Genomic DNA, 17,370 nt, shown 5'->3' on the forward strand with positions numbered 1-17,370 from the left:
GTACGATAGGCGATCCGTCCCGCTCGGCGGTCGCGGGGCCGACCAGTGGTCCTCGCAGCACGTAACCGACCGACATCGTGGTGGCTCAGTAGCCGCTGGTGCCGGAGTCGCTCGCCGGGGTGGTGATCTTCTTGCCGTCGGCACCGACCACCCACCACTTGCCGAGCACGCCCTGGCCCTTGGCGTCGCCGGCCTTGGCGTCGGGAGCGTACTGGTAGAGCGGCAGGCCGGCCAGCGTGAGCTGCTTGCTGCCGTCGGTCCGGGTCACCGTGCCGACCAGCGAGGGGTTGATGCCGTCCAGCTGCGGCGTACCGGTACCGGCCGGGACCGGCGGCCACAGGGCGGCGCACTCCCCGTCACAGGTGGACTTCGACGGGCTCGCGGTGTCGTTGTCGAACACGTACAACGTCCGGCCGTTGCCGTCGACAACCACCTTGCCGAAGGTGCCGACGTCCGCGGTGGCGAGCTTCGGCGCGGCGGTGGCGCTCTGGCTGGGGCTGCTCTGCGGAGCGGCAGCGGGGGTGGTGTCACCGCCGCCACAGGCGGTCAGGGTGGCCAGGCCCAGGACGGCGGTGGCGGCGACAAAGGCGAAACGCTTCATGGTTGCGGCTCCTCGGGAAGGTGTCGGGGTTCGACACCTTCCACACGGACACATCCCGGGGCCGGTTCAGCCGGTACGACGGGGTTATCGTCACGTAATGAGCAACGATCTCCCGACCGCCGTCCAGCGCGTCCTGGACGCCATCGACCAGCTCGACGCCGACGCCTTCGTCGCGGCCTTCGCGCCCGACGGCTACGTCGACGACTGGGGCCGCAAGTTCCAGGGCCCGGACCGGATCCGCGCCTGGAGCGACGCGGAGTTCATCGGCAAGAACGTCACCTTCACCGCTACGACGGTCGCCACGCCGGGCAACCCGATCACCCTGCGCACCCAGGTCGGCGGCGACGGCTTCAACGGCCCGTCCCACTTCACCTTCGACGTCGAGGGCGACCAGGTTGCCTCGATGACCATTACGGCCTGAACAGCACCTTGCCCGACCGCCCGGCCTGCTGGGCGTGGTCCAACGCCTTCCGGTAGTCGGCCAGCGGGTACGTCGCGGCCACGTCCAGGCCGAGCACGCCGGAGGTGATCAGCCCGGCCAGCTCGGTGTAGGTCTTCTCCTGCTCGGCCCGCGAAGCGTGGGTCAGCCAGTTGACGATCCACAGGCCGCGCAGGGTCAGCTGCCGGTAGATGTGGTCGCCCAGCCCAACGACCGGCGGCTGACCGGTGACGCTGGAGTAGCTGACCACCGTGCCGCCGTACTCGACGGCTTGCGCGAGCGCTCCGATCGTCTCGTCGCCGGTGCCGTCCAGGGCCAGCGTCAGCTCGGCGCCGTCGAGCGCCTGCTTGATCCGGCCGGCCAGGTCGTCACCGTCGACGACCACCAGGTCGGCGCCGAGCTCGCGGAGCTTGGCGGCCGCCTCCTCCCGCCGTACGACGCTGACCGTCTTCAGGCCGAGGTGCTTGGCGGCCAGACCGATCACGTACTGGCCCACGGCGGAGTTGCCGAGGTTCTGGCCGATCCAGTCACCCGGCCGGAGGTCGACGAACTCTTTCAGCAGCAGGTGCGCTGTCAGCGGATTGACGCCGAGCATCGCCAGCTGGAGCGGGTCGCCCTCGTCGGGCAGCGCGATCAGGTTCGACGTCTTGACCACCACCTCGTCGGCCCAGGTGCCCTGCTGGTAGTTCGGCAGGATCAGTACCCGCCGGCCGAGCAGCTCCGAGTCATCGGTCCGAACGACGCGACCGACTCCCTCGGTGCCGAGCGCGAACGGGACCTGCGCCTGGTAGCCGTACGTACCGGCCGCGAGCATGAAGTCGACCGGGTTGATCGCGGCCGCCTCGATGCGGACCAGCGCCTCGCCGGCCCCCACCTGCAGGTCCGGTGACTCGACCAGCTCCACGTTCGCTTCGATGGCGCCGATCGCCTGCAGAATCAACTGGCTCATGACGGAATCCCCTTCATCGGTTGGTGGTGAGGACCATGCGGAACCGCGCGTCGCCGGACAGCATCCGCTCGTACGCCGCGGCGGCCTGCTCGAGCGGCGCCGTCTCGACCAACGGCCGGACGTCGTGCGCGAGGCTGAAGGCGAGGCTCTCCTCGTTCTCGCTCGGGGTGCCGGTCAGCGATCCCTGAACGGTCAGGTCCGAGAAGATCGCCGCCATCCCGATTTCGACCGGGTCGCTGGTGACTCCCAGCACGATCAGGCGGCCGTGCAGCGCCAGCCCGCCGAGCAGATTGCTGACCGCCGCGCCGCTGGTGCCGGTCGTCACGACCACTCGGGCGCCACCGAGCTTCTGCAGCGTCTCGGCCGGGTCGACCGCCGTACTGTCGATGTACTCGTCCGCACCGAGCTTCAGCGCCAGCTCACGCTTCGACTCGCCGCGGGCGATCGCGACCACCCGCAGGCCGAGCTTGGCGGCGTACTGGATGGCCAGGTGGCCGAGACCGCCGATTCCCTGCACCGCGACCAGGTCGCCCGGCCGGGCATCCCCCTTGCGCAGTCCGTTGAACACGGTGATGCCCGCGCACAGCAGCGGCGCGGCTTCAACCGCGGAGATGCCGTCCGGTACGGCGACCAGCCCACTCGCCCGGGTGGTCAGGTACTCGGCGTACCCGCCGTCGATGCTGACGCCGGCGATCGGTTGGTCGGTGCAGAAGACGAAGTCGCCGCGCCGGCAGTTCGCGCAGACCCCGCACGGGCCGGCGTGGAAGCCGACGCCGACCCGGTCGCCGACCTGCCACCCGGTGACACCTTCGCCCAGGGCGTCCACCCGGCCGACCACCTCGTGGCCCGGCACGATCGGCGTCCCCGGCGGCAAGACACCCATCAGGTTGTGCACACCGGCCTCGTCACTGTGGCAGATCCCGCACGCCTCGACAGCGATCCGGACCTGGCCGGCGCCGGGCTCGGTGAGCGGTTTGTCGACCAGGGTGAACACGCCGTCGAGCGCCTCGACGGCGCGATAGGTTCTAAGACGGTCGGTCATCTTACTCCTGTCAAAAGGAAGCCCCTCCGTGCTGGAGGGGCTTTAAGTGAGACTCAGGGTTTGAGCAAGCTGTCGAAGGTCAGCGCGAAGAAGACCTCGAAGGCGGCCTGGGACTTGTCGGCCCGGGCCTGGATCAGCGTGCCTTCCCAGGCGCTCAGCAGGTAACGCGCGGCCTGGTCGGCCGGCAGGTCGCTCCGGATCTCACCGGCCTTCTGGCCCTCGTCGATCGCTCCGGCCAGCAGCCCGCTCCAATAGACCAGGCCCTCGTGCACGGCGGTCCGGATCGGGTCACTGTGGTCGACGATCTCGGTCCCGAAGTTGCCCAGCAGGCAGCCGCGGGTGATGCCATGCTCGACCACGTCGTCGCGCAGGAACTCGAAGTGCTTGCGGATCCGCTCCACCGGCGGCACCCCGGGATCGGCCAGGTCGGTCAGCCGGCGCTGCTCGCCGTACCGCTCCAGCGCGACGATCGCGAGCGCCTCCTTGCTCGGGAAGTGGTTGTAGAACGAGCCTTTCGGCACCCCCGCCCGATCGGTGATGTCCTTGACCGCCGCCGCGTTGAACCCCTTCTCGTGGAACTGGGCCAACGCCGCGTCGACGATCTCCTCACGCATGCTCCGTCGCGCCATACCTCAAATATGACCGGTCGTCTCAAAGAAATCAAGGAACCACTTCCCCCCGCACATCCTCAGACCGCGTGGACGGTCAGCAGTTGGTCGAGACCCTTGAAGTCGGCCGGGTTCCGCGTATACAACGGCAGCCCCTGGGCGGACGCGATCGCGGCAATCATCAGATCCATTCGCCGCGGCCGCGGATCTCGGCCCGCCGCCACTGTCAGCGCAATCAAGCTCCCGTACCGCGTGACGGCATTGCCGTCAAAAGGCAGCGGATCGAACATTCTCACCGCGGAGCTCAGCACCTCGGCCCGAGCAGCACGAGTGAACGGATCCTTGGCCATCCCGACGCCCTGATGCAGTTCTGCGAGCGAAACGGCAGTCAGCTCCAAGCGCTCCGGAAGCTCCGCGCTCTCCAGATCCAGCAGGTCGATATAGGTGCAGGTGTCAAGAACGCCTACCAGTGGCCGCTCGGTCATGCGCGCTCGAACGGATCGTCATCGTGCTCGATCCGATCTTCGGTACCGAAGAATTCGTCCGCTTCCTGCCGCATCGCCGCGGCGTCGATCCGAGGCAGGAGGCGAGCCTGGAACATCAATTCCTCGGTGGTCGGCTGACGCCGCTTGGACAATGGGCGCAGTTCGGCGACTTCCGTACCGTTCCGGGTGATGTGGTAGGTCTCACCAGCCTCGACCGCATCCATCACCGCGGCGGACTGATTGCGGAACTCGCGCTGCGTGATGACCTTCATGTCCCCAGCGTAGCGCGATGAGACACGCCTCGCTACAGTCAGGCCGGACCAACCTACGCCGGTTCGGGCTCGCGGATGCGTTGGGAGATGACGGCCGAGACGCCGTCGCCGCGCATCGTGACGCCGTACAGGGCGTCGGCGACCTCCATCGTGCGCTTCTGGTGGGTGATCACCAGGAGCTGGCTGTTCTCGCGCAGCTCCTCGTAGATCTCCAGCAGGCGGCCGAGGTTGGTGTCGTCGAGCGCCGCCTCGACCTCGTCGAGGATGTAGAACGGCGACGGGCGGGCCTTGAACAGCGCGACCAGGAAGGCGACCGCGACCAGCGAGCGCTCGCCACCGGACAGCAGCGACAGTCGCTTGACTTTCTTGCCCGGCGGCCGCGCCTCGACGTCGATCCCGGTGCTCAGCATGTCGCTGGGATCGGTCAGCACCAGTCGGCCCTCACCGCCGGGGAACAGCCGGCTGAAGACGTGCTCGAAGGCGACCTCGACGTCGCGGTAGGCCTCGGTGAAGACCTGCTCGACCCGGTCGTCGACCTCCTTGACGATGTCCATCAGGTCGCGGCGGGACTTCTTCAGGTCGTCCAGCTGCTCGGACAGGAACCGGTGCCGCTCCTCCATCGCCTCGAACTCCTCGAGCGCGAGCGGGTTGATCCGGCCGAGCTGGTTGAGCGCGCGCTCGGCCTGCTTGAGCCGCTTCTCGACCTTGGCCCGGTCGAACGGCTCGCCCTCCTGATCCGGGTCGGGCTCGGAGCCGTCCTTCGGCGGCAGCGGCGGGACCAGCTGGTCCGGCCCGTACTCCGCGATCAGCGGCTCGACCTCCGTGCCCAGCTCGCTGAGCGCCTTCTCGTACAGCTGCTCCAGCTTCATCTTCTGCTGGGCGCGGGCCAGCGCGTCCCGGTGCACGGTGTTGGTCAGCTGCTCGAGGTCGGAGCTCAAGTTGCGGGTGGCGGACCTGGCCTGGGCCAGCGCCTGCTCGCGGTCCGCGCGCTGCGCCTGGATGGCGGACCGCTCGGTGGCGGCCAGCTGCAGCGAGTGCTCCAGGCGGGCCAGCACGTGCCCGGCCGCGAGGTGAACCGCCTGGGCCGCCTCGGACTGTCGGGCCCGACGGGTCGCCCGCGCAGCCGCCCGGGCCCGCGCCTCGCGCTCCTGCCGGGCCGCGCGCTCCAGCGAGTCGGCCCGGCCGGACAGCGCGCGGGCCCGCTCCTCGGTGGTCCGCAGCGCCAGCCGCGCCTCCATCTCGGCCGCCCGGCCGGCCTTGGCCGCCTCGGCCAGCCGGTCGCGCTCGGTCGGGTCCGGCTCGTCGCCACCGTCGTCGTCGTACATCTCGGCGTCGTTGAGCCGCTGCTCGAGTTCGGCGAGACCGGACAGGTTCCGGTCGCGCTCCTCCTCGGCGGCCGCGATCGCCTCGGCCATCCGCTGCGCCTCGCCCCGGGACGCCTTCGCCAGCGACCCGAACTGGGCCAGCTGCTCGGCCACGGCCGCCATCGCCGCGTCCGACTCGTGCAGCCGGGCCAGGGTGATCTCGACGTGCTCCTTCTGCTGGGCCCGCTCCTGCTCCAGCGCCGCCAGCTCGAACCGGAGCCGCTCACTGCGGGCAGTCGCCTCGACCAGCTTCTCCGCCGCTTCGTCGACGGCCGACTGGACCTCGATCAGGCTCGGTGCCGCGTCGGAGCCGCCGTACGCGAAGTGCGCGCCGAGCACGTCACCGGCCCGCGTCGTCGCGGTCACGTCGGGCAGGTGCTGGACCAGGGACCGCGCGGCGGCGACGTCGTCCACCACCGCGACCTTGCGCAGGATCCGGTGCAGCGCCGGACGCAGCTGCTCCGGGCAGTCCACCACCTCGACGGCGTACGTCGCGCCGGACGGCAGCTGCGGCCACGACTCGTAGTCACCGGCCGGGGCGTCGCCCAGCAGCATCCCGGCGCGGCCGAGGTCGTGCTCCTTCAGGTGCCCGACCGCGTCGACCGCGGCGGCGGTGTGGGTCACGGCCACCGCGTCGGCGGCTTCGCCCAGGGCGGCCGCGATCGCGGTCTCGTAGCCGGCGCGGACGCTCAGCAGCGCGGCCACCGACCCCATCAGCCCGGTCACCTGCTCGGACGCGGCCAGCAGCGCGCCGGCGCCGTCCTTGCGGTTCAGGCCGAGCTCCAGCGCCTCCTTGCGGGCGGCCAGACCGGTCCGCTCGCGCTCGGCGTCGCGCTCCTCGGCCCGCAGCTTGGTGAGCCGCTCGTCCATCTCGTCGAGGACGCTCTGAGCCGCCTCGTACTGGTCGTCCAGGCCCTTCTCACCGGCGTCGAGGCCGGCCACCTGGGTCTCCAGCGCGGTGAAGTCGTGCTGCGCCTTCGCGGCGCGCTGCTCGGCCTCGCGCTGGTTGGCCGCGAGCCGGCCGATCTCGGACTCGGCGGCGGCCGCGCGGCTCTTCAGCGCGTTCACCTGGCCGGTCAGCCGGGCCAGCCCCTCGCGACGGTCAGCGGACGCCCGGATCAGCGCCGCGATCCGGCGCTCCTCCTCGGCGTGCTCGGCCTCCAACTGCTGGCGGCGCTCGATCGCCTCGGCGAGCAGCTCGGAGTGCGCCTCGACCTCGGCCTCGATCTGCGCCTCGGTCTCGCGGACCCGGGCCGCCTCGAGCTCGAGCTCCTCGGGGTCGCGACCGGCCCGCGGCTCCTCGGCCTCGTCGTTGAGCGACCGGATCCGGTCCGCGGCGATCCGCGCGGTGCCCTTGATCCGCTCGCTGAACTGGGACAGCTGGTACCAGGTGTCCTGGGCGGCCTGCAGGGCCGGTGCGTCCTCGCGCAGCGCCTCCTCGAGTTCGGCCTCCAGCTCGCGCGCCTCGCGCAGCTGGGCCTCGATCTCGGCCCGGCGCTGGGTCATCGCGGCCTCGTCCTTGAGCTCGGCCTCGAGTGCGGACTGGGCCTGGACGATGTCGTCGGCGAGCAACCGGGACCGGCCGTCGCGCACCTCGGCCTGGATCGTGACGGCCCGGCGCGCCACCTCCGCCTGGCGCCCGAGCGGCTTGAGCTGGCGGCGGATCTCGGTGATCAGGTCGCCCAGGCGGTGCACGTTGCCCTCGGTCGACTCCAGCTTGCGCAGCGCCTTCTCCTTGCGCTTGCGGTGCTTCAGTACGCCGGCCGCTTCCTCGACGAAACCGCGCCGGCCCTCGGGCGTGGCGCGCAGGATCGAGTCGAGCTGGCCCTGGCCGACGATGACGTGCATCTCGCGGCCGATCCCGGAGTCGCTGAGCAGTTCCTGGACGTCGAGCAGCCGGCAGTTCTGGCCGTTGATCTGGTAGTCGGAGCCGCCGTTGCGGAACATCGTCCGGGAGATCGTCACCTCGGCGAACTCGATCGGCAGCGCGCCGTCGGTGTTGTCGATGGTGAGCACCACCTCGGCGCGGCCCAGCGGGCTGCGGCCGGAGGTGCCGGCGAAGATGACGTCCTCCATCTTGCCGCCGCGCAGCGACTTCGCGCCCTGCTCGCCCATCACCCACGCGAGCGCGTCGACGACGTTGGACTTGCCGGAGCCGTTCGGGCCGACGATGCAGGTGATCCCTGGTTCGAAGTTCATCGTCGTCGCCGAGGCGAACGACTTGAAACCCCGGAGCGTCATGCTCTTCAGGTACAAAGCCTTGCTCCCAACCCGTGAAAGGACAGACGGTATCCGTTGGAACCGTCGTAACTGCCGGTGACGCTGCCGCTACCCGGGGGAAGGTGTTCCGCTCCTGAGTCTACGTCGCGCGGACATGAAACCGGCGGAGGCCCGCACGGGGCCGCCGCCGTTGGTGGTGCGGACGGTGCAATGCTTCCCGGGGCCGACGGCCCCGGGTCAGCTGGACTGCCCAGTTGTCGCGCTGGTCAGACCGTGGCCGGCGTGTTCAGCGCCTCGTCCACGGTGAGCAGCCGACCGTCGTGAACGGCTGCGACCAGGTGGTCGTTCTCCGCCTGCAGCCGCATCACGTGCGCCTCCAGGTCCGCGACGCGCCGGTTGAGCAGGCGAACCTGCTCGAGCAGACGCGGGTCAGTTCCTCCAAGATGCCCTAAAAGAGCCTTGGCCATTGTGCTGTCCTCCGGAAGGGTTTTTCGGCCGGTAGCGCCCCCGGTCCGAGGAGCGCTTCTCACAAGATGTGCCGTCTTTCAGGGTGACACCCACTACGCCAAGGGTCAACCTGGGCCCCCGTTATTAACGAAATCACGCTCACCACCGGGCGTGTCGCGGCGCCGGCTGGCACTTCGGGCAGCGGAACGAGGAACGGTTCATGAACGGCTCGCGACGGATCGGGCGGCCGTCGCGGGGGCACGGCGAACCCTCCTGGCCGTAGACCGCCAGACCACGCTCGAAGTAGCCCGATTCCCCGTTCACGTTGACGTACAGGGCGTCGAAGCTGGTCCCGCCGACGTCCAGCGCCTCGGCCATCACGGCCCGGGCGTGACCGAGAATCTCCTTGGCCTGTTGGGGTTTCAGCGTTTCGGTGGCCTTGGCGTAGTGCAGTTTGGCGCGCCACAAGGCTTCGTCAGCGTAGATGTTGCCGATCCCGGAGACCAGCGTCTGGTCGAGCAGCGCGCGCTTCAGGCCGGTCTTGCGACGCCGGATCCCGGCCACGAACGCGTCCAGGTCGAACAGCGGGTCGAACGGGTCGCGGGCGATGTGCGCGATCTCCGCGGGCAGCTCGGCGCCGCCCTCGGCGTACGACAGGCCGCCGAACATCCGCTGGTCCAGAAACCGGACCTCTCCGCCGTCGTCGGCGAACCGGAACCGGATCCGCAGGTGCTTCTCATCCGGGGTCCCGACCGGCTGGACGCGGAACTGGCCGCTCATCCCGAGATGCGCCAGGACGGCGTCGCCCGAGGTCAGCGGAAGCCACAGGTACTTGCCGCGCCGGGCCGGCGTACCGAAGGTCTGGCCCTTGAGCTTGGCGACGAAGTCGTCCGCGCCGGCCAGGTGCCGCCGGACCGGCCGCGGGTGCAGCACCTCGACGGCGTCGATCGTCCGCCCGGTGGTGAAATCCGCGAGTCCGCGGCGGACGACCTCTACCTCTGGAAGTTCAGGCACCTCAGGGCTGTTGCGATGGGTCGATGCTGTCCGGATGCGCCGCGCGCAAGGCCTTCCAGGCCGTCTCGGCGGCCTGCTGCTCGGCTTCCTTCTTGCTCCGGCCGATGCCGTGCCCGTAGGTGTCGGCGCCGATCCGGACCCGTGCCTCGAAGGTCTTGGCGTGGTCGGGACCGGACTCGGCGATCACGTACTCCGGGACGCCGACGCCGAGCTGGGCGACCAGCTCCTGCAGCGACGTCTTCCAGTCCAGGCCCGCGCCGAGCCGTGCCGACGACTCCATCAGCTCGTCGAACAGCGTGTGCACGACCGCGCCGGCCACCTCGAACCCACGGTCCAGGTAGACGGCACCGATCAGCGCCTCGACGCAGTCGGCCAGGATCGACGACTTGTCCCGGCCGCCGGTGGCCTCCTCGCCACGCCCCAGGCGCAGGTACTTGCCGAGCTTGAGGTCGCGGGCGACCCCGGCGAGCGCGCGCATGTTGACCACCGCGGCCCGCAGCTTGGCCAGCCGGCCCTCGGACAGGTCCGGGTGGTTGCGGAACAGCGACTCCGTGACGATGACCCCGAGCACCGAGTCCCCGAGGAACTCCAGCCGCTCGTTCGTCGGCAACCCACCGTTCTCGTAGGCGTACGAACGGTGGGTGAAGGCGTGCTCCAGTAGTTCGTCAGCCAGCGATACGCCGAGCCGCTGGTTCAGCTCGGCGTAGAGCCCCGTCTCGTTGACCGAATTCACTGACTGGTGCCGTTTAGCTCTCGACGACCTGGCGACGCTCGCCCTTCGCGCCGTACTGGCCGCAGGTCGGGCAAACGGTGTGCTGCAGGTGCTTCGCGCGGCAGGCGGGGTTCACGCAGGTGACGAGCGACGGGGCAGTGGTCTTCCACTGGGCCCGGCGGCTGCGGGTGTTGCTGCGCGACATCTTCCGCTTCGGAACGGCCACGGTTATGACTCCTCGGTTCGGCCGGAGGCACGAGACCCGGCCGGCTTGGTGTGCGGTTGCTCTGTAGTTGTGCTGCGCCCGTACCGGAGTACGAGAGGTACGAGGTTACTTGTCCTGCGGTCGTTCGTCCTGCGCGAGCAGGCCGCCGAGCGCGGACCAGCGGGGATCGACCGCGTCCTCGTGCTTGTGATCCGGCTCGTCGTCCAGCCGGACCCCACACTCGGGGCACAGGCCGGCACAGTCGTCCGAACACAAGGGCGTGAACGGCAGTGCGAGCACCACCTGGTCCCTCAGCGCCGGCTCGAGGTCGATCAGATCGCCCTCCATCCGGCTGGCCTCATCGGGCTCGGCGTCGCTCTCGGGGTAGACGTACAGCTCCTGGACGTCGGCGAGGAACTCGTCCTCGATCTCGGTCAGGCACCGCGCACACTCCCCGACCAGCCGGCCCTGGGCCGAACCGGTCACGAGCACCCCTTCGACAACCGCTTCCAGTCGCAGGTCGAACTGGATCGGATCACCTTCGGGGACGCCGATCACGTCGATCCCGAGATCGGCCGGTGCCGGTGCCGTGAAGGAGACTTCGCGCTGGGACCCGGCGCGGCGTGACAGCTCGTGGGTGTCGATCACGAGTGGGGACCGCGGGTCCAAGGCGCTCAGAACATCCCTTTCAGGCGTGGGCAGGCAAAATCTCGGTCTCGTCGAGACCGATGGACAACATTACCAAGTCCATCCGTCACAGCCCAATCCGGGGTGGTTCTAGAGTTTCGCGGCCAGCCGGGCGTGCACGGCCGGCGGCAGGAAGCCGTCCACCGGGCCGCCGAGCTTGGCGATCTCCTTGACCAGGCTGGACGAGACGTAGCCGTGTTCCGGCGCGGTCGGCATGAACAGCGTGTCGACGCCGGTCAGCCGCCGGTTCATCTGGGCCATCCGCAGCTCGTAGTCGTAGTCGCTGCCCGAGCGCAGGCCCTTGACGATGACCTGCGCGTCGACCGCGCGGCAGTAGTCGACCAGCAGCCCGTCGAACGTGCCCACCGTCACGTTGCCGTACGGCGCGGCGATCTCGGTCAGCATCGCGACCCGCTCGTCGGCGTCGAACATCCGCTGCTTGGCCGGATTCACCCCGGCCGCGACGATCACCTCGGTGAACGCCGCCGACGCCCGCGCGATCACGTCCAGGTGGCCGTTCGTGGGTGGGTCGAAGGTCCCTGGGAAGACCGCTCTACTCATGGCGGTGACCGTACCAAAGCCGCGCCTCGCCGTACTTGCGGTCGCGCAACGCGGCGAAGCCGGCCGGCCACTCCCACGGCTCCCGCTTGCCCCGCTCGACCACCACCACCGCGTCCTCGGCCAGCCAGCCGTGCTCGGCCAGCGCGAGCAGCACCTCCTGCAGGACCTCCGTCTGGAGCTTGTACGGCGGATCGGCGAACACCAGGTCGAAGACCTCGCCGGTATTGGCGCCCTGGGCAACCTTCTCGACCGGCCGGGTGAGCAGCGTCGCTCCCGGCAGCCCGACCGCGCGGATGTTCGCCGCGATCACCTCGGCGGCCTTGCGGTCCTGCTCGACCAGCACCACCCGGCTCGCGCCCCGCGACAACGCCTCCAGCCCGATCGCCCCCGACCCGGCGTACAGGTCGAGCACGGCCAGATCGAGCAGCCCGCCACCGCCGAACTCGGTCTCCACCGAGGCGAACATCGCCTCCCGGACCCGATCCGCGGTCGGCCGCGTCCCGTTCCCGGGCGGCACAGAGATCCGCCGTCCCCCGGCCGAGCCGCCGATGATCCGGGTCACGTCTTCTCCAAGTACTCGGCGGCTTCGGACTCGAGGGTGTCGGCCACAAAGGCCTTCAGGGCGGGGTAGCCGGCCAGTTCGGCATCGACGGACACGATCGAGTTGGCCACGTGCCGGGCGGCGTAGATGACCTCCTCGTCACGCAACACACTCAGCAGCTTCAAACTGGTCCGCCGCCCCGACTGCGCGACGCCGAGCACGTCGCCCTCGCGCCGGTTCTCCAGGTCGATCCGGGACAGCTCGAAGCCGTCCGTCGTCGAGGCGACCGCGTCCAGCCGCTCCCGCGACTTCGAACCCGGCCAGCCGTCGGTGACCAGCAGGCACAGCCCCGGCACCTTGCCCCGGCCGACCCGGCCGCGCAGCTGGTGCAGCTGGGAGATGCCGAACCGGTCGGCGTCCATCACCACCATCGTCGAGGCGTTCGGTACGTCGACGCCGACCTCGATCACGGTGGTCGCGATCAGCACGTCGATCTCCCCCGCGGCGAACTTCGACATCACCGCGTCCTTCTCGTCGGCCGGGAGCCGCCCGTGCAGCACCGCCTGCCGCAGATCGGGCAGCACCTCGGCGAGCACTTCCGCGACCTGCAGCACCGAGATCGCCGGCCGTGGCTTGGCCTTGGTGTCGGCCTCCTCCTCGGCGCCGGAGGCGAACTCGCCTTCCTCGTCGGCGGCGTTCTTCACGTCGTCGCCGATCCGCGGGCACACGACGTACGCCTGATGGCCCTTCTGGACCTCCTCGCGGACCCGCTCCCAGGCGCGCTCCAGCCAGGCCGGCTTCTCCTTGGCCGGGACCACCGAGGACTTGATCGGCGACCGCCCGGCCGGCAGCTCGGTCAGCGTCGACACCGACAGGTCGCCGAACACCGTCATCGCGACCGTGCGCGGGATCGGTGTCGCGGTCATCACCAGCACGTGCGGGGTGTTGTCGCCCGACTTCGTGCTCAGCGCGGCCCGCTGCTCGACGCCGAACCGGTGCTGCTCGTCGACCACGACCAGGCCGAGGTCCGCGAACTGGACCTTGTCCTCCAGCAGTGCGTGCGTGCCGACGACGATGCCCGCGGCTCCACTCGCCGCGTCCAGCATCGCTGTACGCCGGGCTGCCGCGTTCAGCGAGCCGGTCAGCAGCCCGACCCGGGTGGCTCGGTCCGCGCCGCCGAGCATTCCCTGCTCGGCGAGCTCGCCGAGCATCTTGGTCAACGTCTTGTGATGCTGGGTGGCGAGCACCTCGGTCGGGGCGAGCAGGACGGCCTGGCCGCCGGCGTCGACTACCGACAGCATGGCCCGCAGCGCGACCACAGTCTTGCCGGAGCCGACCTCGCCCTGGAGCAGCCGGTGCATCGGGTGCGGCCGGGCCAGGTCGGCGAAGATCTCCTCGCAGACTTCCGCCTGTCCCTCGGTCAGCTTGAACGGCAGCCGGGCGTCGAAGTCGTCCAGCAGCCCACCGGTGGTCCGCTCCCGCGGGATCGCCTTCAGCGCGTCGGTGACCGCCCGGCGCTGGGCCAGGATCGTCTGCATCACCAGGGCTTCCTCGAACCGGAACCGCTTCTGCGCCTCGGCGATGTCCTTCTCGGTCTCCGGCAGGTGGATCTTCTGCAGCGCGTCGCGCAGCCCGAGCAGCTTCTCGTTCTTCAGCACCAGCTCGGGGATCGGGTCCTCGACCTCCTCGAGGTTGTCCAGGACGATCTTCAGGCTGCGCTCGATGGTGGCCGTGGGCAACTTCGCGGTGGCCGGGTAGAGCGGCCGGAACGGCTTGGCCCGGCGTTCGATCTCGGCCTCGCTGAGGTCCTCCTCGTCGAGGATCTCGGTGCCCGGGCCCTTCAGCTGCAGGGTCTCGCGGAACTTGGTCACCTCGCCCCAGAACAGCGCCGCCGTGCCAGGGGTGAGCTTGTTGGCCAGCCAGGGCTGGTTGAAGAACGCCAGCTCCAGGTCGTTGCGGCCGTCGGTGACGACCACCTTGGTGATCGTCCGGTGCCGGCGGAACTTGTTCACCTCGTCCGGCCGGATCTCCTGCTTGGAGTCCAGCGACCGCACGGTGACCTTCTTCACCCGGCCGTTGACGGTCGCCTGGTCGCCGACCTCGAGCTCGTCGAACGGGGTCAGCTCGCCCTTCTTCAGGTAACGCCGCGGGTAGTGCCGCAGCAGTTCGCCGACGGTCTCGATCCCGAGCACCTCGGCGAACGTCTTCGCCGTCCGGGCGCCGACGAAGTCGCGCAGCTTGCGGTCGATGTCTGTCTTCATTCCACCCCGATCAGCAACGGGTACCGCTCCTGCCCACCGTCGTACACCATCACGTCGACATCCTTGCGGTGTCGGCGGACGTGCCGCACCACCGCGTCGATCAGCGCGGGGTCGGCGTCGCGGCCGCTGACCACCGTCATCAGCTCGCCACCGCCGCCGAGCAGCCGGTCCACGACGCCGGTCGCGGCGGTGACCAGGTCCTCGGTGATCAGCGTGAAATCGCCGTCCACGACCCCCAGCGCGTCGCCGATCCGGCAGGTGCCGGCCATCGTCCAGGCGTCCTTGACCGCGATCGTGACCGCGCCGTGGCGGGTCTGCCCGGCGGCCGCGGACAGGTGCACGACGTCGTCGTCGAAGCTGCGCTCCGGGTCGTGCACCGCGATCGCCGCCAGCCCCTGGACCTGTGCGCGGGTCGGGATCACCGCCACCCGTACGCCGTCCTGCCGCGCGGCCGTCGCCGCGGCCTCGGCGACCGCGATCGAGTCCTTGTCGTTCGGCAGCAGCACGATCTCCGGCGCGTTGGACTGCTCGATCGCCCGCAGCAGCTCACCGGTCGAGCACCGCCGCCCAGGTCCGCCGCGGACGACGATCGCCCCGGCCTGACCGAACAGCTCGGCCAGCCCGTCCCCGGCCGCCACCGCGATCACGGCCCGCCCGGCCACCGGCGCGTGCGGCGGCAGATCCGCGAAGTGCGTCACCCGGATCCGGTGCGGCCGCCCGATCCCGATCCCCCGCTCGATCGCCGCGCCGACGTCGTCGGTGTGCACGTGCACGTTCCACAACCCGTCGCCACCGACCACGACGACGGAGTCCCCCAGCCCGGTCAGCTCGCGCCGGAACGCGCCGATCGCCGCGTCGTCCGCGTCCAGCAGATACATCACCTCGTACGCCGGCCCGTCGGGCGGCAACTCGTCGCTGCCGGCCCACCCGGCTCCGGCTGCGCCGGAGGAGGAAACGAGGCCGGCGGAGCCGGATGTGGCGGTGCCGCCGGGGGCGGAGGTGTCGGGGGTGTCGGGGGCGGTGATGTCGCCGCAGGCGCCGGGCGTCGGGGGCCGGCGGGCCGGGACGGACCAGTTGCCGCCGGGCGCCTGGCCGGACAGGACCGACTCCATCGCGCCCAGGATCACCACCAGCCCCGCTCCCCCGGCGTCCACCACTCCAGCGCGTCGGAGTACGTCGAGTTGTTCGGTGGTCTTCGTCAGCGCGAGGCGTGCGGCGGCCACCGAGGTCAGGCAGACCTCCGCGAGGTTCTTGCCCTCGTTGGCAGCGGCGAGAGCGGCGTCGGCGGCGGCCCGGGCGACGGTGAGCATGGTGCCCTCGACCGGCTGCGCCACCGCGCCGTACGCCGCGTCGGCGGCGAACACGAGCGCGTCGGCGAACGCGACCGGCTCGCTCATCCGGGGGTCGGCCAGCCGCGCCACAGGACTGGCCGTTTCAACTGGCGGCAGGTTCTCCGCGAGCCGTAGCCCACACGCGCGGACCAGTTGCGAGGTGATCACCCCGGAGTTGCCCCGGGCACCGAGCAGCGCGCCCCGCCCGAAGGCCTGGACCGCCTCCGCGAAGGTCAGTTCGCCCTCCGGCAGCGCGTCGCAGGCCGCCTCCCAGGTCAGGTACAGGTTGGTCCCGGTGTCGCCGTCCGGCACCGGGTAGACGTTCAGGTCGTCGATCTCCGTCCGCGCCCGCCCGAGCTCGACGAGCGCAGTACGAGCCCAGCTCCGCAGCACCCCGACCGTCAGCTCTTCCACGCCGGGAAGGTTAACGTCTGGCCCGAAGCGATGCGCTGACCAGACCGGCCACGGGTCCCAGCGCCAGCAGTACGGCGAGCGCGGCGTACCCGTGGCCGAGGGTGGCAGCCGTGGCGACGCCGGCGACCAGCAGCGGCCCTCCGGCGTCACCCAGCTCCCGGCCGACCTCGGCCGCACCCATCGTCTGCCCGAGCCGCTCCTGCGGAGTGGACGACGCCAGCGCCACGAAACCGAGCGGCGTGATCAGGCCGGTACCGCACCCGATCAGAACCGCAGCGGCCAGCACCCCGACCACCCCGGACAGAGTCGCGCTGAGCAGCCCGGCCGCCGCCAGGAGCAGCCCGATGGTCAGTCCGGTCCGCGTACTGAGCTGGCCGGCGTCCAGCGCCCGGCCGGCTCGCGGCTGCACCAGGGCTGCCGTCGCAGCGAGCACCGAGACCGCTGCGCCTGTGGCGATCGGTCCCAACCCAGCAGCAGCGCCAGTGACCGGCAGGAAGCCGACACCCACCGACAACGCCGCAGTCGCCGCAGCCAGCGCAGCAGTAGGCCGAAGAAACACCGGGTCGGTGATGCGCCTAGCCAGGTCCAGCACCGTCTGTCGAGTGCGCGGCAGAGGCGGTACGACGGGCACTGCGACAAGCGCCCAGACCGCCACCACCAACCCCAGCACGGCGGTCACCGCGAACAGCAGCCGCAGCCCACCGGCCCACACCAGTCCGCCACCGAGCAGTGGGCCCAGCGTGTAGCCAAGGCTCTTGGCGAACCCGTAGCTACCGAAAGCCCGCCCGTGCTTGGCCGCCGGGTTCAGCCGCGCGACCAGCGCCGACGCCGCCGGCGAGAAGGCCGAGGCCGCAGCCCCCTGCCCGAGGCGCGCCACCCACAACCAGCCCGGACTGTCCACCACCGCGTACGCCGCCGACGCCGCCGCGAAGCCGACCAGCCCGGCGAGCAGCACCGGCCGGGCGCCGATCCGGTCCGCGACCCAGCCGAACAGCGGCTTCAGCAGCACCTCCGCGCCGTCGTACAGGGCGAGCAGGAGGCCGAGCGTGAGCAGGGACCTGACGGCGTCCTCGGAGAAGCCGCCGAGGTTGGCGGCCACCGCGTGCGCGCCGAAGGCGGTGGTGAACCCGGCCGCCCACAGTGGGCCCATCGAGCGTCTCGCTGCACCACTGTCGCCGGCCGTCACGGCTGTGAATGTAGCGGGCGGTCGGGTGGCG

The 17,370-nt window shown here is 70.6% G+C and carries 18 protein-coding genes; 1 reads left to right on the forward strand and 17 read right to left on the reverse strand.

Annotated features, from left to right (window positions below):
* Window positions 1–85 precede the first annotated feature (85 nt).
* Window positions 86–601, reverse strand: coding sequence for a hypothetical protein (locus ACQPXM_RS27890; RefSeq protein ID WP_432938716.1), 516 nt, complete (start codon window positions 599–601; stop codon window positions 86–88).
* Between the two features lie 97 nt (window positions 602–698).
* On the opposite strand from ACQPXM_RS27890, the gene ACQPXM_RS27895 reads away from it, so the two are divergent.
* Window positions 699–1,022 (forward strand): nuclear transport factor 2 family protein, encoded by a 324-nt coding sequence (locus ACQPXM_RS27895; protein WP_432938719.1) that lies wholly within the window; start codon window positions 699–701, stop codon window positions 1,020–1,022.
* On the opposite strand, the gene ACQPXM_RS27900 is transcribed toward ACQPXM_RS27895, so the two are convergent.
* From ACQPXM_RS27900 to ACQPXM_RS27975, 16 genes are all read right to left on the reverse strand, one after another.
* The gene (locus ACQPXM_RS27900) at window positions 1,012–1,989 is read right to left on the reverse strand and encodes a zinc-dependent alcohol dehydrogenase family protein (RefSeq protein ID WP_432938721.1); all 978 of its coding nucleotides are present in this window, start codon (window positions 1,987–1,989) and stop codon (window positions 1,012–1,014) included. The two genes, ACQPXM_RS27895 and ACQPXM_RS27900, sit on opposite strands and share 11 nt — an antisense overlap.
* Window positions 1,990–2,002: 13 nt before the next feature.
* Entirely contained in the window at window positions 2,003–3,031 is a 1,029-nt protein-coding gene (locus ACQPXM_RS27905; RefSeq protein WP_432938724.1) for an alcohol dehydrogenase catalytic domain-containing protein, read from the reverse strand.
* Between the two features lie 53 nt (window positions 3,032–3,084).
* A complete protein-coding gene (locus tag ACQPXM_RS27910) occupies window positions 3,085–3,660 on the reverse strand; it encodes a TetR/AcrR family transcriptional regulator (RefSeq protein WP_432938727.1) in 576 nt (191 codons plus the stop codon).
* A 59-nt stretch (window positions 3,661–3,719) separates the two neighbouring features.
* Window positions 3,720–4,124: a type II toxin-antitoxin system VapC family toxin gene (locus ACQPXM_RS27915; protein WP_432938730.1), complete on the reverse strand. Its 405-nt coding sequence runs from the start codon at window positions 4,122–4,124 to the stop codon at window positions 3,720–3,722.
* A complete protein-coding gene (locus tag ACQPXM_RS27920; RefSeq protein WP_432938732.1) occupies window positions 4,121–4,396 on the reverse strand; it encodes a type II toxin-antitoxin system Phd/YefM family antitoxin in 276 nt (91 codons plus the stop codon). The genes ACQPXM_RS27915 and ACQPXM_RS27920 overlap by 4 nt, the downstream gene beginning before the upstream one ends.
* A 53-nt stretch (window positions 4,397–4,449) precedes the next feature.
* The gene (smc, locus tag ACQPXM_RS27925; RefSeq protein WP_432938735.1) at window positions 4,450–8,001 is read right to left on the reverse strand and encodes a chromosome segregation protein SMC; all 3,552 of its coding nucleotides are present in this window, start codon (window positions 7,999–8,001) and stop codon (window positions 4,450–4,452) included.
* A gap of 245 nt (window positions 8,002–8,246) precedes the next feature.
* Window positions 8,247–8,447: a hypothetical protein gene (locus tag ACQPXM_RS27930; protein WP_012922372.1), complete on the reverse strand. Its 201-nt coding sequence runs from the start codon at window positions 8,445–8,447 to the stop codon at window positions 8,247–8,249.
* 139 nt (window positions 8,448–8,586) lie between these two features.
* Window positions 8,587–9,441, reverse strand: coding sequence for a bifunctional DNA-formamidopyrimidine glycosylase/DNA-(apurinic or apyrimidinic site) lyase (gene mutM / locus ACQPXM_RS27935; protein WP_432938738.1), 855 nt, complete (start codon window positions 9,439–9,441; stop codon window positions 8,587–8,589).
* Window position 9,442: 1 nt separating this feature from the next.
* Window positions 9,443–10,174 (reverse strand): ribonuclease III, encoded by a 732-nt coding sequence (gene rnc, locus ACQPXM_RS27940; RefSeq protein WP_077012765.1) that lies wholly within the window; start codon window positions 10,172–10,174, stop codon window positions 9,443–9,445.
* A gap of 13 nt (window positions 10,175–10,187) precedes the next feature.
* On the reverse strand, window positions 10,188–10,379 hold the full coding sequence (rpmF, locus tag ACQPXM_RS27945) for a 50S ribosomal protein L32 (protein ID WP_077012766.1): 192 nt from the start codon (window positions 10,377–10,379) through the stop codon (window positions 10,188–10,190).
* A gap of 105 nt (window positions 10,380–10,484) precedes the next feature.
* Window positions 10,485–11,006 carry a YceD family protein gene (locus ACQPXM_RS27950; protein ID WP_237771105.1) on the reverse strand — a complete coding sequence of 174 codons (522 nt, stop codon included), beginning with the start codon at window positions 11,004–11,006 and terminating at the stop codon, window positions 10,485–10,487.
* Window positions 11,007–11,135: 129 nt separating this feature from the next.
* Window positions 11,136–11,606, reverse strand: coding sequence for a pantetheine-phosphate adenylyltransferase (gene coaD / locus ACQPXM_RS27955; protein ID WP_432938743.1), 471 nt, complete (start codon window positions 11,604–11,606; stop codon window positions 11,136–11,138).
* Window positions 11,599–12,168 carry a 16S rRNA (guanine(966)-N(2))-methyltransferase RsmD gene (gene rsmD, locus ACQPXM_RS27960; protein WP_432938745.1) on the reverse strand — a complete coding sequence of 190 codons (570 nt, stop codon included), beginning with the start codon at window positions 12,166–12,168 and terminating at the stop codon, window positions 11,599–11,601. The genes coaD and rsmD overlap by 8 nt, the downstream gene beginning before the upstream one ends.
* Entirely contained in the window at window positions 12,165–14,408 is a 2,244-nt protein-coding gene (gene recG, locus ACQPXM_RS27965; RefSeq protein WP_432938748.1) for an ATP-dependent DNA helicase RecG, read from the reverse strand. Before recG ends, rsmD begins: the two co-directional genes overlap by 4 nt.
* A complete protein-coding gene (locus tag ACQPXM_RS27970) occupies window positions 14,405–16,153 on the reverse strand; it encodes a DAK2 domain-containing protein (protein WP_432938750.1) in 1,749 nt (582 codons plus the stop codon). The genes recG and ACQPXM_RS27970 overlap by 4 nt, the downstream gene beginning before the upstream one ends.
* Window positions 16,154–16,163: 10 nt before the next feature.
* A complete protein-coding gene (locus tag ACQPXM_RS27975; RefSeq protein ID WP_432938753.1) occupies window positions 16,164–17,303 on the reverse strand; it encodes an MFS transporter in 1,140 nt (379 codons plus the stop codon).
* Between the last annotated feature and the right edge of the window lie 67 nt (window positions 17,304–17,370).

The sequence above is a fragment of the Kribbella sp. CA-253562 genome (assembly GCF_050942265.1).
In the GTDB taxonomy this organism is placed as follows: Bacteria; Actinomycetota; Actinomycetes; order Propionibacteriales; family Kribbellaceae; genus Kribbella.

Bases quoted from the DNA above. Each gene is read 5' to 3' on its own strand.
- smc (WP_432938735.1), bottom strand. From the start codon at position 8,001: ATGACGCTCCGGGGTTTCAAGTCGTTCGCCTCGGCGACGACGATGAAC.
- ACQPXM_RS27890 (WP_432938716.1), bottom strand. From the start codon at position 601: ATGAAGCGTTTCGCCTTTGTCGCCGCCACCGCCGTCCTGGGCCTGGCC.
- ACQPXM_RS27895 (WP_432938719.1), top strand. From the start codon at position 699: ATGAGCAACGATCTCCCGACCGCCGTCCAGCGCGTCCTGGACGCCATC.
- ACQPXM_RS27975 (WP_432938753.1), bottom strand. From the start codon at position 17,303: ATGGGCCCACTGTGGGCGGCCGGGTTCACCACCGCCTTCGGCGCGCAC.
- ACQPXM_RS27910 (WP_432938727.1), bottom strand. From the start codon at position 3,660: ATGGCGCGACGGAGCATGCGTGAGGAGATCGTCGACGCGGCGTTGGCC.
- ACQPXM_RS27930 (WP_012922372.1), bottom strand. From the start codon at position 8,447: ATGGCCAAGGCTCTTTTAGGGCATCTTGGAGGAACTGACCCGCGTCTG.
- recG (WP_432938748.1), bottom strand. From the start codon at position 14,408: ATGAAGACAGACATCGACCGCAAGCTGCGCGACTTCGTCGGCGCCCGG.
- ACQPXM_RS27920 (WP_432938732.1), bottom strand. From the start codon at position 4,396: ATGAAGGTCATCACGCAGCGCGAGTTCCGCAATCAGTCCGCCGCGGTG.
- ACQPXM_RS27905 (WP_432938724.1), bottom strand. From the start codon at position 3,031: ATGACCGACCGTCTTAGAACCTATCGCGCCGTCGAGGCGCTCGACGGC.
- ACQPXM_RS27915 (WP_432938730.1), bottom strand. From the start codon at position 4,124: ATGACCGAGCGGCCACTGGTAGGCGTTCTTGACACCTGCACCTATATC.
- coaD (WP_432938743.1), bottom strand. From the start codon at position 11,606: ATGAGTAGAGCGGTCTTCCCAGGGACCTTCGACCCACCCACGAACGGC.
- ACQPXM_RS27900 (WP_432938721.1), bottom strand. From the start codon at position 1,989: ATGAGCCAGTTGATTCTGCAGGCGATCGGCGCCATCGAAGCGAACGTG.